Origin of the sequence: Hyalangium ruber, from assembly GCF_034259325.1 — a bacterium.
In the GTDB taxonomy this organism is placed as follows: domain Bacteria; phylum Myxococcota; class Myxococcia; order Myxococcales; family Myxococcaceae; genus Hyalangium_A; species Hyalangium_A rubrum.
In genome coordinates this window covers 507,166-531,724 of the sequence record NZ_JAXIVS010000004.1, presented here as the reverse complement: position 1 = coordinate 531,724, position 24,559 = coordinate 507,166, and the positions used below count along the sequence as shown (strand labels likewise).

16 protein-coding genes are annotated in these 24,559 nt (G+C 68.2%); 6 read left to right on the top strand and 10 right to left on the bottom strand.

Annotated features, from left to right (window positions below; all coding sequences use genetic code 11):
* Position 1 precedes the first annotated feature (1 nt).
* The 3 genes from SYV04_RS14355 to SYV04_RS14345 all read left to right on the top strand — a co-directional run bounded on the left by SYV04_RS14355 (position 2) and on the right by SYV04_RS14345 (position 2,950).
* Positions 2-1,036, top strand: coding sequence for a trypsin-like serine protease (locus tag SYV04_RS14355; protein WP_321546309.1), 1,035 nt, complete (start codon positions 2-4; stop codon positions 1,034-1,036).
* 10 nt (positions 1,037-1,046) lie between these two features.
* Positions 1,047-1,955, top strand: a complete 909-nt coding sequence (locus SYV04_RS14350; protein ID WP_321546308.1) for a trypsin-like serine protease — start codon at positions 1,047-1,049, stop codon at positions 1,953-1,955.
* A 68-nt stretch (positions 1,956-2,023) separates the two neighbouring features.
* Positions 2,024-2,950, top strand: a complete 927-nt coding sequence (locus SYV04_RS14345) for a DUF1684 domain-containing protein (protein WP_321546307.1) — start codon at positions 2,024-2,026, stop codon at positions 2,948-2,950.
* A 12-nt stretch (positions 2,951-2,962) separates the two neighbouring features.
* Here the strand turns inward: SYV04_RS14345 and SYV04_RS14340 are convergent, their stop codons facing one another.
* Positions 2,963-4,096 carry a hypothetical protein gene (locus SYV04_RS14340; protein ID WP_321546306.1) on the bottom strand — a complete coding sequence of 378 codons (1,134 nt, stop codon included), beginning with the start codon at positions 4,094-4,096 and terminating at the stop codon, positions 2,963-2,965.
* A 218-nt stretch (positions 4,097-4,314) separates the two neighbouring features.
* Here SYV04_RS14340 and SYV04_RS14335 point away from each other — a divergent pair, with 218 nt between their 5' ends.
* Both SYV04_RS14335 and SYV04_RS14330 read left to right on the top strand, forming a co-directional pair.
* The gene (locus tag SYV04_RS14335; protein WP_422723935.1) at positions 4,315-7,452 is read left to right on the top strand and encodes a TIGR02266 family protein; all 3,138 of its coding nucleotides are present in this window, start codon (positions 4,315-4,317) and stop codon (positions 7,450-7,452) included.
* Between the two features lie 50 nt (positions 7,453-7,502).
* Positions 7,503-9,206 (top strand): alpha-amylase family glycosyl hydrolase, encoded by a 1,704-nt coding sequence (locus tag SYV04_RS14330; RefSeq protein WP_321546304.1) that lies wholly within the window; start codon positions 7,503-7,505, stop codon positions 9,204-9,206.
* 3 nt (positions 9,207-9,209) lie between these two features.
* Here SYV04_RS14330 and SYV04_RS14325 read toward each other — a convergent pair whose 3' ends face one another.
* The 9 genes from SYV04_RS14325 to SYV04_RS14285 form a co-directional block, all read right to left on the bottom strand.
* A complete protein-coding gene (locus SYV04_RS14325; RefSeq protein WP_321546303.1) occupies positions 9,210-10,184 on the bottom strand; it encodes a glucodextranase DOMON-like domain-containing protein in 975 nt (324 codons plus the stop codon).
* A gap of 83 nt (positions 10,185-10,267) precedes the next feature.
* On the bottom strand, positions 10,268-12,460 hold the full coding sequence (locus tag SYV04_RS14320) for a hypothetical protein (RefSeq protein ID WP_321546302.1): 2,193 nt from the start codon (positions 12,458-12,460) through the stop codon (positions 10,268-10,270).
* A gap of 92 nt (positions 12,461-12,552) precedes the next feature.
* Entirely contained in the window at positions 12,553-13,365 is an 813-nt protein-coding gene (locus SYV04_RS14315) for a glucodextranase DOMON-like domain-containing protein (protein WP_321546301.1), read from the bottom strand.
* A 29-nt stretch (positions 13,366-13,394) separates the two neighbouring features.
* Entirely contained in the window at positions 13,395-14,273 is an 879-nt protein-coding gene (locus SYV04_RS14310; protein WP_321546300.1) for a sugar ABC transporter permease, read from the bottom strand.
* Positions 14,273-16,225: a carbohydrate ABC transporter permease gene (locus tag SYV04_RS14305; protein WP_321546299.1), complete on the bottom strand. Its 1,953-nt coding sequence runs from the start codon at positions 16,223-16,225 to the stop codon at positions 14,273-14,275. The genes SYV04_RS14310 and SYV04_RS14305 overlap by 1 nt, the downstream gene beginning before the upstream one ends.
* A 92-nt stretch (positions 16,226-16,317) precedes the next feature.
* On the bottom strand, positions 16,318-17,541 hold the full coding sequence (locus SYV04_RS14300; RefSeq protein ID WP_321546298.1) for an extracellular solute-binding protein: 1,224 nt from the start codon (positions 17,539-17,541) through the stop codon (positions 16,318-16,320).
* 17 nt (positions 17,542-17,558) lie between these two features.
* Positions 17,559-18,653 carry an ABC transporter ATP-binding protein gene (locus tag SYV04_RS14295; RefSeq protein WP_321546297.1) on the bottom strand — a complete coding sequence of 365 codons (1,095 nt, stop codon included), beginning with the start codon at positions 18,651-18,653 and terminating at the stop codon, positions 17,559-17,561.
* 39 nt (positions 18,654-18,692) lie between these two features.
* A complete protein-coding gene (locus SYV04_RS14290) occupies positions 18,693-20,276 on the bottom strand; it encodes an alpha-amylase family glycosyl hydrolase (RefSeq protein ID WP_321546296.1) in 1,584 nt (527 codons plus the stop codon).
* Positions 20,277-20,450: 174 nt separating this feature from the next.
* The gene (locus tag SYV04_RS14285) at positions 20,451-20,876 is read right to left on the bottom strand and encodes a hypothetical protein (RefSeq protein WP_321546295.1); all 426 of its coding nucleotides are present in this window, start codon (positions 20,874-20,876) and stop codon (positions 20,451-20,453) included.
* 236 nt (positions 20,877-21,112) lie between these two features.
* Between SYV04_RS14285 and pulA the strand changes: the two genes are divergently transcribed.
* Entirely contained in the window at positions 21,113-24,532 is a 3,420-nt protein-coding gene (gene pulA / locus SYV04_RS14280) for a pullulanase-type alpha-1,6-glucosidase (RefSeq protein ID WP_321546294.1), read from the top strand.
* Positions 24,533-24,559 lie beyond the last annotated feature (27 nt).

Sequence of the window (24,559 nt, the reverse complement as noted above, 5' to 3'; positions counted from 1 at the left end):
CATGCCCGATGGACTCCAGCGACGACGCGCATGCGCGGCTCCATTGAGCTGCCTCCCACATTGGAGCATCCTGCCACTGCTCTGCGCTACGCTCCTTCTATCGGTGGCGGGGTGCTCCAAGACCCCCACGGATCCACACGCTCAGTCTCCTGACGCATCCGGTGTGGCATCGACCAGTCCCAGCGAGCCTGTTGCTCCCCCCTCCAACGGTCACGGTGCGAGGAAGGGACTGGAGTTGCTGCCTTTCCATGGGCGCCTTCACGAGTTGGTGGGGGAGCGAGATGAGACCAACCGCTACGCATCCACCGTGCAGATTGAGGGGGACGCACCCTGGGAACCGGAGGGTTGCAGCGGCATTCTCCTCCACCCGCGCCTCGTCCTCACGGCAGGCCATTGCGCTTGCGACTGGCGTCAGCAGCGCTCGACGCGTGACGGAGGACCCCAGGTTGTCGATGGCGAAGCCTGCGCGGGACAGGCGCGGGTGACGGCGATTCTCCACGAGCCTGCGGCAGAGTCCTCCAAGCCAACAGTCGTCGCGCACAGCCAGGAAGGAACGGTTCGTCTCCACCCTGAGTTCGAGCTCCGCCTGGATGCCGAGGGGCAGGTGCTAACGAGCCGTGCGGATCTCGCGGTGATTCTCCTGGAGGAGCCGCTGAACTTGGAGATTTCTCAGGTGCAGTGGGCCGCGACCGAGGCTCAGATGGGAGAGCCGCTGGTCACGGCCGGGTTCGGAAATGAGCGGGGGCTCGCCCGCATTCATGGGGCTCGCTACTTCAAGAGGGGCACGGTCACGCAGGTGCTTCCATCGCAGCCGGGACGGGTTTTCTATGAGCCTGTGGGGGCCCACTTCAACACGGGCTACAGCGGGGGCCCCTGCTTTCTCGAAAGTGGGAAGAGCCGTCGGCTCGTCGGCATCGTCGGTCTGGGAACAGAGCAGGAGATGTCATTCACGAGCATCTATTTCCACCGGAACTGGGTGAATGCCGAACTCGCGCGCGTGACCGCGGCAGGTTCCGTTACTCCCCCAGGACCGTAGGAGGTGCTGGATGCGGATTCAGCCGTGGAGAAGCTTCAGGGCTGTAGGCAGGACACGAGCCCGGTCCACCGCTTCGGTGCTCCTGCTGCTGCTCGGTAGCGGGTGCGCGGGAAGCACGGAGGTACGCGGACTCGAGCCCGAATCCTCCTTGAGGCCCAGATGGCGCGCTGCCTCGCTGCGCTTGCAAGTGCGCCATGGCCAGGAGGATTTCGAGAATCTTTACCTCTCCACTGTGTCGGTCGAGCAGCCCGGCCAGGAGAGGGCTTGCACTGGAGTCCTGGTTCATTCGCTCCTCGTCCTCACCGCGGCGCACTGCGTTTGTCCCACTGTCGGCACCTCACTCGACAGCGGGAGGTGCCTGAAAACCGCGAGCGTCACGGCCTATACCTACAAGAAGCAAGGGAAGGGATATGCCATGGCCCCGCGCACCCGGCAGGGGACCGTTCAACCTCATGCCAGGTTCAACGTGCAACTCAACGAACAAGGCATCGTGAAGGCGTCCACCTCGGATCTGGCGGTGATTGCCTTGGACGAAGCTTTGGACGGCATCAGCATTGGCTTCGACCTGACGAAGACAGAGCCTGACGTCCATGATGAGCTGGTTGTGGTGGGGTATGGACGCACCGAGAAGGGCAAAGTGGGGAGGCGCTTCTACGGCAAGAACAACATCACGGACAAAGGCCGCTCCAATCTCGCGGACAGGGATGACAAAGACGTCTCCTTGCTGTTCGAGATGAGTGGGGCCCACGTGAGTGAAGGAGACAGCGGAGGCCCCTGCTTCGTTGAGGATGGGGAGAAGCGGTGGCTCGTGGGAATTACCGCTCAAGGCGATGGGACGACATCCCGCTTCACGAGCATCTACCGTCATCTGCCGTGGCTTCATGAGCAGATAGAAAAAGCGAAGCGCAGGAGCTTGTAAGCCCGCGCTCACGCGGACGTCTTCAAGCAGGTGGACAGCGCCCGAATCCGCCTGCCATCTTCACCGCCATGAGAAGGACCGCTCTGCTCTCGCTCCTCTCACTGGGGCTCTCCGCCCCGGTGATGGCCGCTCCCCCCGCTGCCGCCAAGCCTGCTCCCGCCAAGCCCATGTCTGCTCCCGCTGATCTCGAGGCCGAAACCCGTGCCTGGCACACCCGGCGCATCGAACGCCTGACCGCCGAGGATGGCTGGCTCTCCCTGGTGGGCCTGCACTGGCTCAAGGAGGGCGACAACCGCTTCGGTTCGGCCTCCGACAACGACCTCGTCTTCCCGGCCTCGGCCCCAGCGCACGCGGGCACCTTCACCCGCAAGGGCGACACGGTGAGCCTCTCCCTGAAGCCCGGCGTCTCCCTCACCCTGGAGGGCAAGCCCTTCACCGGTGGCGCGCTGCGCAGCGACGCCCAGGGCAGCCCGGACACACTGGCGCTCGGAACGATGCGCTTCTTCATCATCCGCCGTGGCGAACGGCTCGGCATCCGGGTGAAGGACCCGGAGGCGCCCACGCGCAAGAACTTCCACGGCATCCCCACCTACGCGCCCACCGCCGCCTGGCGCGTGGAGGCCCGCTTCGAGCCGGCCACCACCGAGCGCAAGCTCTCCGTCCCCAACGTGCTGGGCGAGGTGGAGGAGATGGTCGCCCCCGGCACCGCCGTCTTCACCGTGGGCGGCCAGGAGTATCGGCTCACGCCCGTGGACGATGGCTCTGGCCAGCTCTTCTTCATCTTCGGAGACCTGACCAACCGCGACGCGACGTACGGCGCCGGCCGCTTCCTCTACACGGACCTGCCGAAGGACGGGAAGGTGGTGCTGGACTTCAACCGCGCCTACAACCCGCCCTGCGCCTTCACCCCGTACGCCACCTGCCCGCTGCCGCCCTCGCAGAACCGCCTCAAGGTGCGCGTGGAGGCCGGAGAGAAGCGCTACGGCGACCACTGACCCTCGGCGCCCTCACGCCGCCGAGAGCTTCAGGTCCCGGTTCAGCCCGGTGTCCCGGCTCACGCGCCAGATCTTCTGGTCCAGGTAGTAGTGGTGCATGGCGAAGCCCCAGATGAAGCCGGCCATCAGCTCCTTGAGCGACAGGCCCGCGCCGAGCATCACCTGCGAGTCGAAGGTGCCGCAGCCGGGGAAGGCACCGAAGCCGCACCCCAACCCGCGATAGAGCAGGGTGAAGGCCACGCCGCACGCGAGGTAGATGAGGAAGCGCTGGCTGACGCGCGGGGCGAGCCCGAAGGTGGAGGGGTCCGCGCCCGGGGCGTGGTAGCGGTTGCGGTGATAGAACCAGACGATGCCGTGGTACTGCACGTTGTGGAACGCCGTCACCACCACGGAGACCATGAGGAACTCCACCCGCCCCACCACGGCGGGGGTGAACAGCAGCGCGCTCAGCCCGAGCGCTGCGGCCAGCAGCAGCACCTTGGGCCCATTCACCCCCAGCCCCGCGCGCCACCGCTGCACCTGCCGCGCGGCGAAGAGCGCCACCACCGCGAGCGTCGCCGCCCAGCAGGCCTGGGCCACCAACGCCTCCGGGCCTGGCTCCACGCCCAGCCCCAGCATCCGCCGGGCCGTCGGGTGGGTGAGCGCGAAGGCGAGGAACGGCGCCAGCAACCCGACGTACAGCGTGAGGCTGTCGATGCGTCGGTCCAGCGGGTGCATGTCCGCGTTCTTGCGCTGGTAGAGCGACATCAACCCGTAGTGCTGCCGCACCACGTGCCAGTAGGCCCAGACGCTGACGAAGGCCAGGAACAGGTCGAACGGCAGCCGCTGGCCGAGCGCCACCGACAGGCCGAACAGGGCCGGCCCCAGGGCGAACCACCCCAGGCTGCCCCAGAGCAACCGGCGGCGCGCCTGCCGCTCCCGACGGTCCAGGTAGGTTCTCGAGAGCGTGGCGAAGATGTGTGGCCCGTCCAGCGCGACGATCCACGCCCACCACAGCACCAGCCCGCTGATGCCTCCCCAGACGTGCAGGGCCAGCAGCAAGAGGCTGGCGCCCAGCCCGCCCACCGTGGAGAGCAGGTCATGGCGGCGATCCACGAGCCAGGCGCTGCGGACCGGCGCGGTGGAGGTCAGCGGGACAGCATTCATTCCAGGACTCCCGAAGGGCAACAGACGAGCTTCCGTCAAGGATGCCATGGGGCGGATCCGCTCGCTGGGTGAGGCATGCGCCTACACTCCTTGCTCTGTGTCCGGTCGAGCAGGCAGCGGGTCAATAAGGACTTGAGCGGAGGCAGGGTAGCCGCGACAGTGCTGATCCTATGGAAACGGGGCGGCGCGCGACAGACCGGAAGGCCGTGGGTCTGCTGGTGAAGCTCAAGCATTCGGATGTGGGGAGCTTCGCCGAGGAGTTCGCCACCAACTTGAGCCCTGGCGGCATGTTCATCCGGTCGCGGACCCCGCAGCCGGTGGGCACGCTTGTGAAGTTCGAGGTGCAGATCGCCGGCGGCGTGCGGGTGCTGCGCGGCACGGCCGTGGTGCGCTGGGTGCGCGACGTTCCCAACGCCGAGGGCCCGCCGGGCATGGGCCTGCAGTTCCAGGAATTGGATCCGGTCACCCAGGCGCTGATCGACCGGATGCTCCAGTTGAACAAGGCGAAGACGACGCCGGTGCCCGTGCAGTCTCCCGAGGCGCTCGCGCTCGAGCAGGAGATGCTGGCCAAGGGGTTGCTGCAACGCGGGGGGGCGCCCGCCGCCACGGGGGCTTTGCCGGCCATCGCGCCCGTCGTCGCGCCGGTGGCTCGCCCGGCGGTGCCCGCGAGCGCACCCGGAAAGCCGCCAGCGCGGGGCGCGCCTCCGCCGGTCCGAGAGGAGCCCGTTTCTCGCCCGATGGAGGATGCCGACCTGTCGGCGCTCCTCGATGACCTGGCGGACATCGGTACGCCGGGGAAGCCGGCTCTCGCTCCTCCGGTGGCGTCCAAGCCGCCGCCTCCTCCTCCGCCATCGCTCGTCACCCCGCCACCCGTGTCTCTGGAGGACGTGGACATCTCGGTGGATGACCTGCTCATCGCCACCCCGGCCGCGCCCGCTTCCTCGGAGGTGAAGTTCGAGGTCCTCGACGAGCCCATGCCCGACGTGGACTTCGAGATGGAGTCCCTGGGAGGCGACGTCCCGGTGGCGGTGGGGCTGCCGCTGGACGAGTCCGACATCATCCCCCCGCCGGAGCTGGATGCTCCCGTCATCCAGGGCGTCGCCCTGGTCGCCACGCCTCCGCCCGTGCCCGTCGCCCAGGCGCGCCCGGTCGCGCCACCCGCGCCGCCACCCGCGCCGGTGGTCCAGGCTCCGCCCGCGCCGCCGCCTGCTCCCGCGCCGGTGGCTCAGGCCCGCCCGCCCGCGCCGCCGCCCCCCAGGGGCACGGACGTTGATGGGGGCGAGGGCGCGCTTTCCCCCACCACCGAGGAAGCGGTCTTCAAGCCTGGGAGGGGCGTGGAGTTCGAGCTGAACCTGGGCGATGCACCGGCCCTGGAGCTGGACAAGCCGGGGCATGGGCCCTCGCGTGGCGCTCGAGGTCGGGCTGCCGCGCCGCCCCCGAAGGCGAAGGCGCCCGCGCCGCCCGTGGCGGGAGCCCCTTCCGCGCCCGTGACGGCCCGCCCCTCTCCCGCTGCGCCGCCGGTGCCTGCCGCCGCGCCGCCCGTGGCGAGCGCGCCCGAGGTACGCCGTGAGGCGCCGCGTGCGCCCGAGAGGCCCCCTGAGGGGTCCACGCAGGTGCTGGACTCTCCTCCGACCAGGCCCGTTCCTCCCGAGCCTCCCAGCACGATGTTGCTGCCGCCGACGGTCTTCCTCGCGCCGCCTCCGCAGCCGGTGGCGGGCACGGGGCCTGTCATTGGCATCGACCTGGGGACGACCAACTCGTGCGTGGCCATCATCTCCGGTGGCAAGCCCACCGTGCTGCGCTCGAAGGAGGGCTACAACACCATCCCCTCGGTCATCTCGGTCAACCCCCAGGGCAAGCTGCTCGTCAGCCATCGCGCGCGCAACCAGTTGGTGATGCGCCCCACGCAGTGCATCTACGGCGCGAAGCGGCTGGTGGGCCGCCCGTATGACAGCGCGGTGGTGAAGCAGGTTCGCGAGCGCTTCCACTACGAGATCGTCCCCGACGCGGCGGGCCGCGCGGCGGTGCGGCTGGCCGAGCACGTGCTCTCGCTGGAGGAGGTGCAGGGCCTCATCCTCCGCGAGTGCAAGGAGATGGCGGAGCAGCACCTCAACCAGAAGGTGGAGCGCGCGGTGGTGACGGTGCCCGCGTACTACTCCGAGCCGCAGCGCGAGGCGGTGCGCAAGGCGGGCATGCTGGCGGGGCTGAAGGTGGAGCGCATCCTCAACGAGCCCACCTCGGCGGCGCTGGCCTACGGCCTCAACCGCGAGCTGAACAAGCGGGTGCTCGTGTACGACCTGGGCGGCGGTACCTTCGACGCCACGGTGCTGCGCATCGAGAAGAACGTCTTCGAGGTGCTGGCCACGGGCGGCGACATCTTCCTGGGCGGCATCGACTTCGACAACGCCATCGTGGACTTCCTGATCGAGCGCTTCCAGCAGCTCGAGGGCATTCCGTTCATGGGAGACGGGGTGGCGCTGTCTCGGGTGAGCGACGCGGCGGAGAAGGTGAAGATCGCCCTGTCGGAGCGCAACCACTACGAGGTCCACATCCCCATGTTGATGGTGGATGACATCGGTCGGCAGCGGGAGCTGCGCTTCACGATGACGCGCGCGGAACTGGAGCGCCTGGCCGAGGGGCTGGTGACGCGCACGCTGGACGTGGTGCGCGATGTGCTGCTGGACGGGCGGCTGAAGCCCAGCGACATCGACGACATCATCCTGGTGGGTGGCCAGAGCCGAATGCCGCTGGTGCGCGAGAAGCTCAAGGCGCTGTTCGGCAAGACGGCGCACGCGAGCGTGAACGCGGACGAGGCGGTGGCGCTGGGCGCGGCGATGTACTCGACGGCACTGGACAAGGTGAGCAGCGTGGTGCTCATCGACGTGCTGCCGATGACGATCGGCCTGGCGATGCCGGGCGGCGCGTTCCAGCGCGTCATCGAGCGCAACACGCCGCTGCCAGCACAGCGCTCGTTCGCGGTGTCCACGGCGCGTGACGACGAGGAAGTGCTGGAGTTGTCCATCTTCCAGGGCGAGGACAACCACATCTCCGCCAACGAGTACCTGGGCACGGTACGGCTGGAGGGACTGCCCAAGGGGCCGAAGGGCTCGGTGCGGGTAGCGGTGACCATCAAGCTGGACGCGGAGTGCGTGCTGTACGTGGAGGCGCGCGAGTACACGACGCGGAGGATGGTGCGAGCGACGCTGGCCACGCGGTACACGCCGGACGAGCTGGCCAAGCAGCTCAAGGTGGACGCAGTCGCGGCACGGGCTGCCGAGGAGCGGCGAGGCGCGGACCTGAAAGAGCGCGCGGGCCGCTTCTGGAGCTTCCTGAAGAAGGTCGTGGGCCGGTCCTAGAGCCCGTGCCTCCCTGGCCCCCACCTTGGCCCTGCTGGTAAACGACGGGGATGCCGCGCTCCCGTCTGTTTCCCCTGGCCCTGGCCCTGCCCTGGTTGGCTTGTAGTCCGGACTCTCCGAGTGGAGGCTTCACTCCCTCGCCCAACACCCCGGGTTCACCGTCGAATCCGCAGACGCCCACCCGCGCGGAGATTGCCCCGGCCGCGGGCACCGAGTGGTTCCGCGAGGCGGTCTTCTACGAGGTGTTCGTCCGCAGCTTCCAGGACTCCAACGGCGACGGGAAGGGAGACCTGCCGGGACTCATCTCGCGCCTGGACTACCTCAACGACGGAGATCCGAACACCACGCAGGACCTGGGCGTGGACGTGCTGTGGCTGATGCCCGTGTTCGACTCGCCCAGCTACCACGGCTACGACGTGGTGGACTACGAGCGCATCGAGCCGGATTACGGCACCGTGGCGGACTTCGAGCGCCTGTGCGACGAGGCCCACCGCCGGGGCATGCGCGTCATCCTCGACTTCGTCATCAACCACTCGGGAGTGGATCACCCCTGGTTCGTGGAGTCCGCCTCCTCGCCCACCTCCGCGAAGCGGGATTGGTACCAGTGGCGGCAGCAGGACCCAGGGTGGAAGCAGCCTTGGAGCCAGTTCTCCAACACGCCCACGTGGCATGCGCGCAGCGGCGCTTACTACTACGGCGTGTTCTGGGGCGGCATGCCGGACCTGAACCTGCAGAACGCGCAGCTGCGCGCGGAGGTGAAGCGCCTGGCTTCGGTGTGGCTCGAGCGCGGCGCGGACGGCTTCCGCCTGGATGCGGCGCGCTACCTCATCGAGACGGGAGCCGGCTCGGGCCAGGCGGACACGCCGGAGACGCACGCCTTCTGGAAGGAGTTCTCCGCGTACGTGCGGCAGGTGAAGCCGGACGCGGTGCTGGTGGGGGAGAACTGGAGCACCACGCCCATCATCGCCCGCTACTACGGCTCCACGCAGCAGGTGCCGGGCGGGGATGAGCTGCCGCTGAACTTCAACTTCCCGCTCTCGGAGCAGATCATCGCCAGCCTGAACGCGAGCAACGCCGCGCCCATCGCCGCCAAGCTGGTGGAGATGGCCAGCGCCTACCCGGCGGGCATCAGCGACGCGCCCTTCCTGAGCAACCACGACACGGTGCGGGTGGCCACGCAGCTCGGTGGCAACACCGGTCGGATGGCCAGCGCGGCGGCGCTGCTGCTCACGCTGCCGGGCGCGCCCTTCCTCTATTACGGCGAGGAGGTGGGCATGGCCAACGGCACCACCAACAATGACGAGGCCAAGCGCACGCCCATGCCGTGGGACACGACGGCGGGAGGAGGCTTCTCCACAGCGACGCCGTGGTTCGGCTTCGCGCCGGGGCGCACCGCGGGCGCCAACGTAGCCGCGCAGACGAACGTCACGAGCTCGCTGCTGTCGCGCTACCGGGCGCTGATCCGGGCCCGCAAGTCCTCGGAGGCGCTGAGCCGGGGAGGGCTCAAGGTCTTCACGCCCACCACGGGTGTCCAGGGCGCGCTCTCCTTCGTGCGCACGCTGGGCGACGAGCGGGTGCTGGTCATGCACAACCTCACGGACTCCAACGTGTCCGTGGGCCCGGTCGCCGTGTCGGGCAGCTCGAGCGAGGTCCTCTTCACCGATCCGAACGTGTCGAACCTCTCGGGGACCCCAAGCGGGTGGCAGGCGAACCTGCCGCCGCGCGCCACGGGCATCTGGCGCATCAAGCCCTAGCCGCTACGGCGTTGCAGGAGGGGGCGCTGGGGCCACGGGAGCCACCGCGGGCCACGGCGGCGCATCCGGTCCCAGCACCTGCTCCTGGGTGATGCCCTCGGGCACCAGCAGATCCACCACGGGCGACTGCGTCGAAGCCCCGTACCGTCCGCCGCCAAACCGCTCTCGCGAGTCGCCCGAGCCGATGGGCAGCACCATCACCCCCCGTGTTCCTTCCTTGCCGAAGAGTGCGGGCAGATCCACCTTGGTTTCGAGCACCGCGCCCGTCACCGCGGCCGCATAGCCCCACTCGGGGCGGGCCGTGCCTCCGAAGAACTCCTGGGGCACGAAGAACTCCACCGTGGGCCCCCGGACGCGGATGCGCGTGGGGAAGAAGACGCGCGTCTCCAGCTCCCGCTCCACCGCCGCGTCCAGCTCGTGCTGCTCCTTCTCGCTCAGCGACGACTGCGTGCGCTGGCGCGCCTCACGCGCCTCCTTGCGCCACAGGCCCCGCAGGATGTCTCGCGCCTCGTACGGACGTGGCGTCAGCAAGATGGCTCGTTCCCACGCACTGCCTGGCGCCAGCGAGAGGTACCGGCCCGGCAGCGTGTCCGTGCGCCCCGCGTCCAGCACCCGGTCCATGTCCACGTAGACATCCACGTTGAAGGTGTAGAAGCCGTGGCGCGCTCGCTGCGCCTGCGTCTCCCCGGCGATGCTCACCGTGCGCCCGGCCTGCGGCGAGACGATGGGGCGCGCGAAGGTGGCCTCGAACCGCGTGCCGTCGTCCTCCGCATAGGCCGCCAGCGACACCAGATCCAACGTCCCCGGCGCCATGTCCTCGCGCAGCGGGTAGCGCAGCTCCCCGTCCCCGTGGTCATCCCCACGCGGGTCCGTCAGGGTGAACAGCGCGGAGCTACCGTGAGCGCCCCGGGACAGACAGGCGCTGGTCAGCAGGGCCCCCATCACGAGCAGCAACCACGAGCGGCGAGCGGCGGGCATGAAGACACTCCAGGGGAAAAAAGAGAGGCCCGGCGAGCGTCGCCGCGCGCCGGGCCCTTCTCAAGCAGGAAGCAAAGGGGGAACTAGAACTGCGCCTTCATGAAGGCCTTCAGGCGCATGTGCTTGAAGTCCCGCTCCTCCAGGCTGTTCCAGCCGCCGTAGCGGTTGCGGAAGCCCAGCGAACCCTCCTCGACGTTGTGGTCCGAGGCCGTCTGCTCGTCCGCCTGGATCGGCGAGAAGCCCGCGCCGAAGTCCGGATCGAACGTGCCGAACGCGTACTGGCCCTCGAGGCCGAACTCCACGCCCGCCAGGATGTACTTCGCCTTGACGATGACCGAGTTCTTGTCGTGCAGACCCGAGGCCATCTCGTGCAGGTTGTAGGCCTGGAACGCCGTGTTGCCGTCGAACAGATCCGCGATGTACTTCGTGTAGCTCAGCGAGGCGTACAGGTCGTCCGTGAGCTGGTAGCCCGCGCCCAGCGTCAGCGCGTAGTAGCGCAGCAGCCGGTCGTCATCCTTCAGGCTGTCGAAGGGCTTCCACTGGTAGCCCACGCTGCCGTCATCGTTGGTGACGGTGGGCGGGTTGCCGAACACGTCCGCCGTGGACAGGCCCGGCGCGTACTCGTTGCGCAGGTTCTCGCAGCCCTCCTCGGGGCTGCCGCACGAGCCCGCCTTGTAGGGCAAGAAGCGCTCGTCGTTGATGCGCTTGTCCGTCTCGTGGATGAACTTGGCCTTGCCGAAGATGTCGATGCCGCGGGCCACGTCCAGCACGTAGCGCGTCTTGAGCACGCCGATGTGGGTGCGCTTGTCCTGGAACGGCTGGTACGCGGTGCGGAAGTTGTGGCCCACGCCCGAGTCCAGCTCCGTCGTCGGGTACGGCGTCTGGGTGATGGACGTGTCGGCGTCGTCGTACGCCTGCCAGTTGGTGTCGTAGGTGATGAACGAGTACTCGCCGGACATGTCCAGCGCCCCGCTGCCCCACACCGGGTTGATGGTGACGCCCTTCCAGCCGATGGCCGTCTCCGCGAACGGCTCGTCGAAGTCCGTGAACTCGTTGTCCACGTTGATGGTGGCCACCTGCTGCGCCTCGTTCGTCCACCCGCCGTAGCCGATGCGCTGGGGGTTGTTCGTGAAGACGCCGTAGGAGCGGTTGTTCGGGCCCGGGAAGGCGAACGTCGGGTCATGACCCTCGGTGAGCAGCACGTCCGACTCGCGCCGCGCCGCCATGATGGCCACGTAGTCGGCGCCGATGCTGAAGCCCTGCAGGTTCACCGACAGGCCGATGTCCAGCGGGTCGTTCAGCGTCACGTCCACCCGGTAGCTCTGGTCCTCGCGGCGGCCCGCCGGCACCGGCGAGTAGCCATTGAGGCCGAACTCCTTGGGAGTCAGCACCGGGTCCGCGTTCGAGTACGAGTGATAGAGCGCGCCGCGGATGTCCACCTTGTCGCCCAGCCGCAGGCCCGCCTTCACGCCGCCCACGCCGTTGCGGAAGCGCGGCGTCAGGTCACGCCCATCGTCCAGGTTGTTGTCCACCGCGGTCGGAGCGAGCTCCGAGTCGTGGACGTAGCTGAAGATGCCGCCCACATCGAGCGCATCGCTCAGCGCCCACTTGGCCTGGAGGCCATAGGCGGCGTCGGCCGCGTGGAACACGCCCGTGCTGAAGGAGGGACCGGCCCACAGCTTCGGCAGGCTGATGCGCGTGGCATCCCAGGTGAACTTCCGCTCGAAGCTCGAGCCCTGGAGGAGGATGCCGTGCGCGTTGTCGCGGTCGATGTAGCGGATGCGGCCGATGACGTACGGGTCGAACTGGCCGAAGTCATTGGCGCCGATGGTGGCCGAGTCCACCAGGTAGCCCGGCGTCAGCACCACGGCCACGCCGCGCAGCTTGATGTACTGGTTGGAGCGCGGATCGAACTCGCCGCAGTTGCCCGCGACGCAGTTGGCCGTCTTGTCGCCGCCGAAGCCGCCAAAGTTCGTCCAGAAGTTCTGGCTGAAGCGGCTGTGAATGCGGCCCTTCACCTCCACCTGGCTGGACAGGCGCGCGTTGAGCAGCAGCTCCAGCTCGGTGCCCTGGCCGTTGTCGCCATAGCCCTCGCCGGGGATGGTGGTGAAGTTGTACATGGCGCCCTGGTCGCGCAGGTTGCCCCAGAGCCACTTGGTGTACGTCGTGCCGCCGATCTGCAGCTTGGGCGCGTCCTGGGCGATGGCCGCGGCAGGCAGCAGCGTGGTGGTCGCGGCGAGCGCCAACGCGCTCCTCCACAAAAACTTCTTCGACATGATGGGAACCCCTCCTCCAGGGCCAGACGGGGGCGCCGCGGAGCTCTCACCCCGCGGCGGTCCAGCCGTGTCCGTTTTGAATCCGTACCGCGTTACTTGGACTGACGCACCATCGTCAGCGTGGCCTTGGTCTTGGCGCTGCCGTCCTCGGCGCACTCGTACTTGAGCATGTCGTGCTGGGCCTTCTTCTCCGACTCCTCACCCTTGCCGCTGCCGGCCAGGAGGTCGAGCACGTGCGGGTCGCACTCGCCATCGTTGCCGCCGCCGAAGCGGTGCTGGCCCTCGTACTCGTTCACCTTGCGCGTCATCAGGTCACTGCCCGCGGGGAAGCCCTCGTTGGACTGCACCACCACCTGGTAGAGCCACTGCGTCGGGTCGCCCTGGAGCGTCGGGTCATCCACCGTGCCGGAAATCTTGCGGCCGGCGCCCTTGGTGCGGGCCGGGACGATGATGTCGCCCTTGAGCGAGGCGGCCTTGGTCTCGACCTCCTTCTTCACGCGGGCGGGCTCCTGCGGCGAGAGGATGACGACCTTCTCCCAGCCGTTGGCGGGGGCGAACTGGATGTTGAGGCCCGGCAGCCCCTCGGTGTGGCCGCTGCCCTCCTTGCCGTCGGTGTCGATGAAGATGAACACCATCTGCGTGGCGAAGCCCTTCCCCATGCGCCACGGGTCCTCCATGTTGGCGCCCAGGCTCGCGGTGAAGTCGATCTTGTTGCCCTTCTTCTCCGCGGTGAACTCGGTCAGGTCGAACGAGCCCTTCTTGTACACGGTGTCCGTCGGGTACTTGTAGGTGCCCGGGCCGTTGTCATCGCCGGACGGGTCCTTGAAGGTGACCTTGCTGTCGGCGAGGGCGGGGAGGCTCAGCAGCGAGGCGGCCAGGGTGAGGGTTGCGAGGCGGGTCTTCATGACGACTTCTCTCCTATGGAAAAACGACTTCAGCCCTTCACGCCACCGGCGGTGAGACCGGAGACGAGGTACTTCTGGAGGAACAGGAAGAGGAACACCACGGGGATGGACACGATGATGGAGCCCGCGGCGAAGTAGCCCCACTGCTGCGAGAAGCCGCCCACGAAGAAGCGCAGGCCCACGGGCGCCGTGTACATGGTCTCCTGTTCCATGAAGGTGGCTGCCAGGATGAACTCATTCCAGGCAGTCATGAAAGAAAACAACGCCGTCACCGCCACCGCCGGCTTCGCCAGGGGCAGGATGATGGTCCAGAAAATCCGGCCTACCGAGGCTCCCTCGATGAGCGCGGCCTCCTCCAGGTCCTTCGGGATGGTGTCGAAGTAGCCCTTGAGCATCCACACGCTGAAGGGAATGGAGGTGGTGGCGTAGACGATGATGAGGCCCAGGCGCGAGTTACCGAGCTTCAGCCACTGCACCAGGATGATGAACAGGGGGATGAGCATCAGCGTGCCCGGGAACATCTGGGACACGAGGAAGGACATCATCCCCACGCGCTGGCCGGGGAACTTGAAGCGGCTGAAGGCATAGGCCGCGGTGCAGGCCAGGAACACGCCCACCACGGTGGTGCCCGCCGCGATGATGGCGCTGTTGAGCATCCACTGCGCGAAGGGCTGGTCCGTCAGCACCGAGCTGAAGTTGGAGAAGGACCACTCCTCCGGCCACGGGGTGATGGCGCGCAGCCGGTCCGCCCAGGTGGGCTCGGCCGGCAGCGTGGCGATGGCCAGGTTCTGCCGTCCGGAGAAGGCGATCGTGACCACCCAGAGGATGGGGTAGATGGTGAAGAGGGTGAAAACCACCAGCAGCACGTGCAGCGGCAGGTGGGGCACGCCCTCGCGTCGGGTGGCCATCAGGTCGCCTCCGTGGCGCGGCTCATGCGGTTCTGCACCATGCTGTAGAGCAGCAGGATGCCGAAGATGACGGTGGAGTACGCCGCCGCGTACCCGTAGCGGTAGCGCTGGAAGGCGTATTTGTAGGCCTGGGTGACGAGGATCTCCGTGGAGTTGCCCGGCTCTCCCTCCGTCACCAGGAAGATGATGTTGAACATGTTGAAGGTCCACACCACCGACAGGATGATGGCGGGCACCAGCGCGGGCTTGAGCGAGGGCAGGGTGATGGCCAGGAACTGCTCCCAGCGGCTGGCCCCGTCCACGCGCGCCGCCTCGTAGAGCTCACCGGGGATGGACTGCAGCGCGCCCAGCGACACCACCATCATGAACGGGAAGGAGAGCCACCCGTTGGTGGCCAGCGCCGTGAGGTAGCTGGTTAGGGGAGACTCGAACCAGCTGATGCCCTGGCCGCCGAACATGCGCAGCACGTGGTTCACCACGCCGAACTGCTGGTGGAACATGCCCTTCCAGATGAGCGCGGTGATGTAGTTGGGCATGGCCCACGGCAGGATGAGCAGCACCCGGTAGATGGGGCGGAAGGCCAGGTTGGGCGTGTTGAGCACCAGCGCCAGCAGCAGGCCCACCGTCACGCCGATCGTCACGTTGGTGATGGTCCACACCACCGTGAACATCAGCGTCCAGTAGAAGTTGAGGTAGTTGACCCCACCCTCGGGCTTGAAGATGGTGAAGTCCCCGAGGATCTCCTGGTAGTTGCGCAGGCCGATCCAGATCTCCGGCAGGGGCTGGTTGGTGTTGTAGAGGTTGGCGTCGGTGAAGGAGAGGGTGATGCCGTAGAAGAAGGGGAAGAAGACCAGCACCAGCATGCCCAGCATGGCGGGCATGACGTAGGTGTAGGCCTGGCGGTACTCCACCGCCGTGGCCACCGTGCGGTGCAGGCCTCCCAGGCCGATGAAGGCCAGCAGCGCGAGCCCCACCACGCCCAGGCCCAGCAGGGCGCGCCGGGCCTCGCCGCGCAGCTTCTCCACGCGCGCGGTAAGCGCCTCCTCATTCACCGTGGCCTGGGCGGTGACGAGCCCCAGCGGCCGGCGGTACAGGTCCGAGTCCCAGGTGGCCGGCTGCAGCGCCGGCTCGGCGGCGAGGCTCTGCGCGGTGATGACCGTCTGCGCGCGCTCGGACATGGCGCGCAGCTGCTCGGCCACCGCCTCCTGCGTGCCACGCAGCCCGCCTTCGAGTGCCCCGAGCGAGTACGCGCCATAGCCGCCCAGGCCCGCCACGAAGACCACCGCCGCCACGGCGACGAGCTGCCACTGGCGACGCAGGGGAGCGAAGGACGCTCCAGCCAGCACCAGCAGCGGCAGCAGGAAGGCCAGCAGCGCGGGCCCCAGCGGGGGACGGTCCACCTTCGGCAGCGGCGGCGTGGCCAGCTCCACCATGCCCACCACCGTGCCCTCCACCGACACCGGGGCCGACAGCAACTGCCCACCGTCGGGCAGCACCTGGGCCTGGATCTCCGCCTTGCTGACGCTGCCCTGCTGCTGGTTGGTCTCCACCGCGCGGCGCAGGTCATTGCCGCGGTCGTAGAGCGGCTTCTCCTCGCGCGCGAGCCGGCGCGGCGCGGCCTTCTCTCCCTGATCCTCCGGGAAGGTGGAGGCCTCCATGCTGCGGCCGGAGATGGAGATGACGCGCACGGCGCTGCCCTTGGGCAGCAGGTCCTGCCAGGCGGTGACGATGGCGCGCACGCCGTCGCCGCTGCCACCCGCGCGCTCGACCAGATCGGTCACCGCGCGCAGGGAGATGAAGGCCCGGCGCTGCTCGCGCTCGAGCGAGGCGTCTTCGCGCGCCTGGAGCAGCAGCCCATAGGCGAGCGCCAACCCCAGCCCGAGGGCCAGGGCGAGGCCCACGAGCACGCGCGGGCGGCGCAGGCCTGGAGGAGTCTTCTCGGGAGGAGTCACTGAGGGGCCTGCGGCATTTCTGGGGAGCGGGGGGCCGCTGGAGCGGGCGGCGCCGGGGGAGGTGCCACCCGCGGGTTGGGGTGAAGCAGAACTCACTTCTTGCGCAGCCCGGCGACGTCCTTGGCGACGGCCTGCTGGGCGCCATCGAGGGCGGCCTTCGGCGTGGAGGTCTTCTTGAGGATGCCGTTCATGGCGCTGGTGGCCGGCGACCACACCATCGTCATCTCCGGCACGTTGGGCATGGGCACCGCCACCTCGACCTGATCACGGAACGCCTTGAGCTGCGGATCCTTGGAGACCTGGGCGTCGGTGTACACGTCCTTGTTGGCGGGGCTCTGGCGGCCCTCGAGCGCCAGCACCTTGGCGGCCTGCGCGTCGGTGAGGAACTTGGCGAACTCGAACGCCGCGTCCTTGTTCTGCGAGGGCGCCGTCACGTACACGCCCTCCACCGTCATCCACGGGCGCATGGGCTTGCCGCCCGCCTCGTCCAGCGTGGGCAGCGGGGCGATGCCGTAGTCGATGCCCTTGGCGATCTCCCCCAGGAACCAGGGGCCGTTGAACACCATGGCCGCCTTGCCATCGTTGAACAGCGAGGTGATGAGCGCCGTGGAGGGCTCGGCCGGGAGGATGCCGTCCTTCTCGATCCACTTGTTCAAGAACTCGATGGACTTCACGTTCTCGGGCTTGTTGAGCGTGGGGGTGAACTTGGCGTCGAACACCCCGCCGCCGAAGCCGTTCATCAGCGCCGCGTGGTAGTAGAAGTCGCTGTACGAGTAGGCCAGCCCGAAGCGCCCGGCCTTCTTGTCGGTGAGCTTCTTGGCCATCGTTACCAGCTCGCCCGAAGTCTTGGGCGGCGTGGGGACGAGCTTCTTGTTGTAGATGAGCGCGATGACCTTGTAGTTGAGCGGCAGGCCGTACGCGGTGCCCCGGTACGTCATCGCCTCCATCGTGGTGGGGATGAAGCGCTTCTTCAGGTTGTCATCCAGGTAGAAGTCGATGGGCTCGATGGTGTTGCCCGCCTCGATCCAGCCGCCCAGCCGGTCCTGCGCGAAGATGAAGAGGTCGGGCCCCTTTCCGCGCGGCACGGTGGCGGTGATCTTGTCGGCGAAGGCGTCGTAGGGCACCGCCAGCGCCTTGACGGTGTTGCCCTTGGCGGCGTTGTCCTTGTTGTACTGGGCCACCAGCTTCTCGAGCGCGGCCTTCTCCTCGGCGCGGTACGAGTGCCACAGGACGATCTCCGCCGCGGAGGCGGGCAGGGGCAGCAGGCCGAGCGCACACAGGCACACGGCCGCGGTCAGCAGTCGCAGGGTCTTCATGGAGGGCTCCGGGAAGTTCAGGCGGTGAGGCGTTGCTCGGTTTCGGCGTCGAAGAGGTGCAGCGCGTCCAACTCGATGACGATGGGGAGCGTCGTGCCGACCTCGGGGGTCTGCAGCGGCGGCAGGCGGGAGGTGAGGGTGAACTCACCCAGCTTCGAGTGGACGATCAGCTCGTTGCCCAGCGGTTCGACGATCTCCACCTTCGTCTGCAGCGTGGCCGCCTCGCCGCGGGCGCTCTGCCCGGCGGGCAGCAGGTGGTCGGGGCGGATGCCCACCTTGATCTTGCGGCCACCCTTGCCCGCCGTCATCGGGCGCAGGCTCTGGGGGACCGGCAGGGTGAAGCCCTCGCCCACCAGCGCGGTGCCGCTGGCGTCCAGGGTGGCGTCGAGGAAGTTCATCGGCGGGCTGCCGATGAACTGGGCCACGAAGATGTTGGCGGGGCGCTCGTACACCTCCAGCGGGGTGCCGAGCTGTTGCAGCTTGCCCTCTTTCATCACCGCGATGCGGTGGCCCATCGTCATCGCTTCGATCTGATCGTGCGTCACGTAGACGCTCGTCACCTGGAGGCGCTGCTGCAGCTTCTTGATCTCCGCGCGCATCGCCACGCGCAGCTTGGCGTCCAGGTTGGACAGCGGCTCGTCGAAGAGGAACACGGCCGGCTTGCGCACGATGGCGCGGCCGAGGGCCACGCGCTGGCGCTGGCCACCCGAGAGCTGCTTGGGCTTGCGGTCCAGCAGGTGCGAGATGGCGAGGATGTCCGCCGCCTCGTTCACCAGCTTGTCCATGTCCGGCTTGGCCGTCTTGCGGATCTTCAGGCCGAACTCGAGGTTCTCGCGCACCGTCATGTGCGGATAGAGGGCGTAGTTCTGGAACACCATGGCGACGTCCCGCTCCTTGGGGGGCAGGTCGTTCACCACGCGGCCACCGATGGAGACGGTGCCGCCGGTGATCTCCTCCAGGCCGGCGATCATCCGAAGCGCGGTGGACTTGCCGCACCCGGAGGGCCCCACCAGGACCAGGAACTCATGGTCTTTGATGTCGAGGTTGAGCCCCTCGATGATGGAGACCGCGCCGTACTGCTTCGCCACGTTCTTGAAGGTCACTTCGGCCATCAGGCCCTCTTCCCAAGCTTCGGGATGTCTTGGTTTCGTTTAGCCCGACTTCCCCAGGATGCGCGCCGCCAGCGGCTCGACGGTGAACTCCAGGGTAGGGCCTTCCAACCGGCCCCCGTTCAACAAGTCCTCGGCCGTCGTGGCTCCCCAGGGCGCAGGCCACGGCAGGGACACCGTCGCCGGCTTCTCGCCTCGGTTGATGGCCACCATCACCACGTCGCCCGACTCCGCGTCGTGCCGGAGGAACACGTACAGGTCCCCGTCGGTCGAGAGCCCCTGGTGCGTGCCGCGCGAGAGCGCCGGGTGCGCGCGGCGGATGGCGGTGAGCTTCTGGTACGTCTTGCGCAGCGCCTCGTCGCGCTTCTTGCCGGCGCCGGGCTTCACGCCGCGCTCGCCCCAGGGCATGTCGCTGCGGTTGGCGGGCCAGTCGCCGCCGGCGCGGGCCACCTCTTCGCCGTAATAGATGGTGGGGATGCCCGAGGAGGTGAGCTGGAGCACCGCGGCCAGGCGGAAGCGCGCCACGTCTCCCTCGAGCTGGAACAGCGCGCCCGGCACGTCGTGCGAGGACAGGAAGTGGGCCAGATGGTAGCCCTGGCGCACCTTGGCGCGGGACTTGAGGTAGCGGTCGAAGGCGATGGTGCGCCCGCGCCCCAACACGAAGGCGATGGCGTTGCCCTGGAAGCCGAAGTCGAAGCCGGCGTCCATCTCGTCCCCGGAGAACCACGGGTCGAGCGACTCGGCGTCCCCGCCCCACACCTCGCCCAGCAGGAAGAAGTCCTTGCTCACCTCTTCGCGGGTGCGGCGGCGGTGCTCCCTCCAGAAGTCGTGGTCGACGTGCTTCACCGTGTCCAGCCGGAAGCCGTCCACGCCCGAGCGCTTCGCCCAGGCGATCTGCGCGTCCAGCAGGTACTTGGCCACCTCGGGCTGCTCCGTCTTGAAGTCCGGCAGGCCGGAGACGCAACTCGTCAGGTCGTCCTGGCCGCAGGTGCCCTTGTCCTCCGAGCGCAGCCAGCCCTTCGTCTCGGGCTTCGTCAGGTAGCGCGAGTTGTAGCCCGGGTGGTTGTAGACGACGTCCAGCAGCACGCGGATGCCCCGCTGGTGGCAGGCCTCCACCAGGGCGCGCAGGTCCTCCTCGGAGCCGAAGCGTGAATCCAGCGCGTGGAAGTCATCGGCCCAGTAGCCGTGGTAGCCCCAGTCCGGAAAGCCCGCGCCGGTGACGAAGCCGTCGATGTTCTTCACCACCGGGGTGATCCACAGCGCCGTCACGCCCAGCGAGCTCAGCTCGTCGAGCTGCTGCCGCAGGCCCTTCAGGTCTCCGCCGTGGAAGGTGCCCTGGGCGCTGACGTCCACCGAGGCGTTGTTGCCCGCATCTCCATCCGCGAAGCGGTCCACCACGACGAAGTAGAGGATCTCGTCGGCCCAGCGGCGCGGCTTGGGAGCAGGCGTGGGGGCGGGCGCTGGAGCCGCCGCCGTGGGAGGACTCGCCGGGGCGGGAGCTGGAGCGGTCGCCGGAGCTGGATGTGCGCAACTCGCCAGATGAAGCGTGACCAGCAGCGTCAACGCCACGAGGCCAACATGGAGAACGCGCTGGGTGGCCAGTGGGGCGGGCGAGGGGACCTGCATTCGCGCGGGACTGTTTCACAGAACGCCGGGCAGGTGAACTGTCTCGCTGCTCGGCAGGGAGACCTACCCCGTCGGATTTGCTCCCAAGCCGCTCATGATGCGCCGCGTCGTCACCCCGTGCGGACAGGGGATGACGCGCGGCGTTTGACGCGGTGCGTTCCTACGCTACGGGTCTCAGCGGTAGGGCGAGGGCTCTTCGGGCCACGCGTTGGGCTCACCCCGTCCCGCGTCGTGGATGACGATGACCTCGCGGGCCACATTCTCCTTCTCGTTGTTGTCCCACGCGGTGCGTACCTGGGAGCCCGGCTCCAGGTACTCGCGGGCGATGGGGCCGCTGCCCTCATTGCGGAACAGCGTCTGCTCATCCACGCGCAGCGTGCGCTCGAAGCCTCTGTCGTCCTTGATGATGAGCGTGTCCTTGTAGTCGGCCACGACGGTGCCTTCGATGAGCAGCCCGCGCTCGCCCGAGGCGATGTTGGGGTTGCGGGCCACGTTGGCCGGTGTCGTCGTCGCCGATGAGTACCCCGCCGCGCTCGTGTCCGTCTGGCACCCCAGCAGGCACGCGGCGCCCACCACTGCCAACCCGAAGAGTCTCTTCATTCGTGATCAACCCCCGTTCGGCGGAACGCTCCGCCCATCCACGGGCACGGTGGCGACGCAACACGGCTGCTCGCAACCCTGGCCTGGGCCCCTGGAGGGCAGGCAAGCACGAGCGCCGACCTGCTAGTGTGCGCTCCCGCTCGGGTGTCGGGGCGGAGCTGAGCTCGCTAGACCCCAGCGCTTTTCAAAATCCCTGGAGGTGTGTCCTGAAGGTTTCGACCCTTTCCCTGTTACCGGTGCGTCCGCTCGCGCTCTGTGCGCTGCTGGCCGCCGTGCATGTCCCGTGGCTGGCCGCCGCGGCGCCCACAAGCGTGACGCTGGTGGGAGATCTCCAGAGCGAGCTGGGCTGCGCGAGCGACTCGGACCCGTCCTGCACGGCCACCCAGCTCGAGCCCGAGGCGAGCGATGGCGTGTGGCAGAAGAGCTTCAACGTCCCGGCGGGCACCTGGCACTACAAGGTCGCCCTCGACGGCTCGGCCTCGAACACGCACCCGAGCGGCGCGGACCTCACGCTGACGCTGTCGGCCCCCACGTCGGTGAAGTTCTACTACGACCCCATCTCCCACTTCGTCAGCGACAGCGTGAAGCGCATCGCGGTGGCTCCTGGCAGCTTCCAGAGCGAAGTGGGCTGCCCCGGTGACTGGCAGCCGGATTGTCTCAAGACCTGGCTGCAGGATCCGGATGGGAACGGCATCTTCGTCTACACCACCACGTCCATTCCGGTGGGTACGTATGAGGCCAAGGTCGCTATCAACGAGAGCTGGAGCGAGGCCTACGGCGATCGCAGCGGCAACAACGTCGTCTTCACCGTCACGCAGGCCGGCGAGCTGGTGACGTTCTCCTGGGATTCCGTCTCCAAGCGGGTGTCCATCCGTCCGGCGAACGCGCCCACGGGGGACATCCTGATGGCGCGGGTGCATTGGCTGACGCCCGACACGCTGGCGTGGGACTTCGAGGTGCCCCCCACGGGCGGAGGGACCTATCAGCTCTACCACGAGCCCTCGGGGGCGATGCAGCTGGGGAGCACGGGGATCCAGGGCGGCACCGCCATCCCGCTCACGGTGGACCCGGCGGGCTTGAGCACCGAGCTGAAGGCCCGCTTCCCGCACCTGTCCAATGCCGTCGTGCTGAAGCTGCCGCAGGCCCAGGTGGCCAACGTCCCGGCACTGCTCAAGGGGCAGCTCGCCCTGTCGCTCACGTCGTCCGCGGGCCGGGTGGTGGATGCCACCTCGGTGCAGATGGCTGGCGTGCTGGACGAGCTCTACACGTACCCGGGCGAGCTGGGCGCTACCTTCGATGCGGAGGGCACGCCCACGCTGCGCGTCTGGGCCCCCACGGCGCGCAGCGTGAAGCTGCTGATCTTCGATGACTCGACGGCGGCCACTCCGGCCGAGATCCTCGACATGACCGCGGGTGAGCAGGGCACGTGGTCCGTCACGGGCACCGCCGCGTGGGCCGGCAAGTTCTACCTCTATGAGGTCGAGGTCTACGTGCGCCGGGAGCAGGCGGTGCGGACCAACCGCGTCACCGATCCGTACTCGGTCAGCCTGTCCATGAACAGCACGCGCAGTCAGATCATCGATCTGAACGCGCCGACGCTCGCCCCGCAGGGGTGGAGCGAGCTGGCGAAGCCCGCGCTGGCGGCGCCCGAGGACATCGTCCTCTACGAGCTGCACGTGCGCGACTTCAGCATCAACGACGCCACCGTCCCGGAGGCCGAGCGCGGCACCTTCAAGGCCTTCACCCGTGACTCCAACGGCACCAGGCACCTCACACGGATCGCCAAGGCGGGCGTGACGCACGTCCACCTGCTGCCGGTGTTCGACATCGCCACCATCAACGAGAACAAGGCCGCGCACCAGCAGCCCGCCGGGGACCTGGCCGCGCTGCCTCCGGACTCGGAGCAGCAACAGGCGGCGGTGAACGCGGTGCGCGACGCGGACGCCTTCAACTGGGGCTATGACCCGTACCACTACACCGTGCCCGAGGGCAGCTACTCCACCAATCCGGACGGGACGGCGCGCATCGTCGAGTTCCGCGAGATGGTGCAGTCGCTCAATCAGCGCGGCCTGCGCGTGGTGATGGACGTGGTCTACAACCACACCAACTCGGCGGGGCAGGACCCGCTGTCGGTGCTGGACCGCATCGTCCCGGGCTACTACCACCGGCTCAGCGCCGACGGGAACGTGGAGACCTCCACGTGCTGCCAGAACACGGCCACCGAGAACGCGATGATGGAGAAGCTCATGGTGGACTCGCTCGTCACCTGGGCGAAGCTCTACAAGGTGGATGGCTTCCGCTTCGACCTGATGGGCCACCACATGAAGGCCAACATGGAGAAGGTGCGCGCGGCGCTCAATGCGCTCACCTTGAGCCAGGACGGCGTGAATGGTCGCGCCATCTACGTCTACGGCGAGGGCTGGAACTTCGGCGAGGTGGCCAACGGCGCCCGGGGCAAGAACGCCACCCAGCTCAACATGCCGGGCACGGGCATCGGCACCTTCAGCGACCGCTTGCGCGACGCGGCCCGTGGCGGCGGCCCGTTCAGCGGCCTGCAGGAGCAGGGCTTCATCAGCGGCCTCTTCACGGATCCGAACTCCACCGACCAGGGCACGCCCCAGCAGCAGAAGAGCCTGCTGTTGCAGCACATGGACCGGATTCGCGTGGGGCTCGCGGGCAACCTCCGGGACTACAGCCTCACGGCCTCGGACGGCACCTCGAAGAAGGGCTCGGAGCTGAAGTACGGCAGCGACCCGGCCGGCTACACGCTGGACCCGCAGGAGGTCATCACCTACGTCTCGGCCCATGACAACGAGACGCTGTTCGACGCCGTGCAGCTCAAGGCGCCGCGCAACGCCTCGATGGACACGCGGGTGCGCATGCACAACATGGGCATCAGCCTGGTGGCGCTGGGCCAGGGCATTCCGTTCTTCCACGCGGGCGACGAGCTGCTGCGCTCCAAGTCGCTGGACCGCAACAGCTTCAACTCGGGCGACTGGTTCAACAAGCTGGACTGGACCTACCAGTCCAACAACTGGGGCGTGGGCCTGCCGCCGGCCGCTGACAACCAGACCCAGTGGCCCATCATGAAGCCGCTGCTGGCCGATCCGGCGCTCAAGCCGGGGCCTGCCCACATCACCCGCGCCCTCGAGCACTTCGAGGAGGTGATCCGCATCCGCAAGAGCTCGAACGTGTTCCGGCTCCGCACCGCGGGAGACATCCAGCGGCGCGTGCGCTTCCTGAACACCGGTCCGGAGCAGATCCCCGGCCTCATCGTCATGGCCATCGAGGGTGACCAGTACGGCAAGCGGAGCGAGTACCGGAACGCGGTGGTGCTCTTCAACGGCAGCGATGAGGAGCAGCGCTTCACGGAGGACACGCTCAAGGACTCAGGGCTGGAGCTGCACCCGGTGCTCAAGGAGTCCACGGACCCGGCGGCGCGTACGTCCGCGTTCGACGCGACCGTGGGCACCTTCACCGTGCCGGCGCGCACCACGGCCGTGTTCGTGGAGGGGATGCCTGCTTCCAAGACGGTCCCCGTCTCCGGTGAGCTGACCGAGTCGAGCGGCTGCGCGGCGGGTGGCGCGGTCTTCAGCGCCTTCGCCCTGCTGCTGGGCCTGGGCGCGCTGCGGCGTCCGCGCCGTCGCTCGCGGTAACGGAGTGGACTCCGGCGCCCTGCTCCG

Excerpts from the sequence above, each read along its gene's own strand:
- SYV04_RS14315 (WP_321546301.1), bottom strand. The coding sequence starts at position 13,365 with ATGAAGACCCGCCTCGCAACCCTCACCCTGGCCGCCTCGCTGCTGAGC.
- SYV04_RS14310 (WP_321546300.1), bottom strand. The coding sequence starts at position 14,273 with ATGGCCACCCGACGCGAGGGCGTGCCCCACCTGCCGCTGCACGTGCTG.
- SYV04_RS14355 (WP_321546309.1), top strand. The coding sequence starts at position 2 with ATGCCCGATGGACTCCAGCGACGACGCGCATGCGCGGCTCCATTGAGC.
- SYV04_RS14300 (WP_321546298.1), bottom strand. The coding sequence starts at position 17,541 with ATGAAGACCCTGCGACTGCTGACCGCGGCCGTGTGCCTGTGTGCGCTC.
- SYV04_RS14295 (WP_321546297.1), bottom strand. The coding sequence starts at position 18,653 with ATGGCCGAAGTGACCTTCAAGAACGTGGCGAAGCAGTACGGCGCGGTC.
- SYV04_RS14350 (WP_321546308.1), top strand. The coding sequence starts at position 1,047 with ATGCGGATTCAGCCGTGGAGAAGCTTCAGGGCTGTAGGCAGGACACGA.
- SYV04_RS14285 (WP_321546295.1), bottom strand. The coding sequence starts at position 20,876 with ATGAAGAGACTCTTCGGGTTGGCAGTGGTGGGCGCCGCGTGCCTGCTG.
- SYV04_RS14330 (WP_321546304.1), top strand. The coding sequence starts at position 7,503 with ATGCCGCGCTCCCGTCTGTTTCCCCTGGCCCTGGCCCTGCCCTGGTTG.
- SYV04_RS14345 (WP_321546307.1), top strand. The coding sequence starts at position 2,024 with ATGAGAAGGACCGCTCTGCTCTCGCTCCTCTCACTGGGGCTCTCCGCC.
- SYV04_RS14340 (WP_321546306.1), bottom strand. The coding sequence starts at position 4,096 with ATGAATGCTGTCCCGCTGACCTCCACCGCGCCGGTCCGCAGCGCCTGG.
- SYV04_RS14290 (WP_321546296.1), bottom strand. The coding sequence starts at position 20,276 with ATGCAGGTCCCCTCGCCCGCCCCACTGGCCACCCAGCGCGTTCTCCAT.
- SYV04_RS14320 (WP_321546302.1), bottom strand. The coding sequence starts at position 12,460 with ATGTCGAAGAAGTTTTTGTGGAGGAGCGCGTTGGCGCTCGCCGCGACC.
- SYV04_RS14325 (WP_321546303.1), bottom strand. The coding sequence starts at position 10,184 with ATGCCCGCCGCTCGCCGCTCGTGGTTGCTGCTCGTGATGGGGGCCCTG.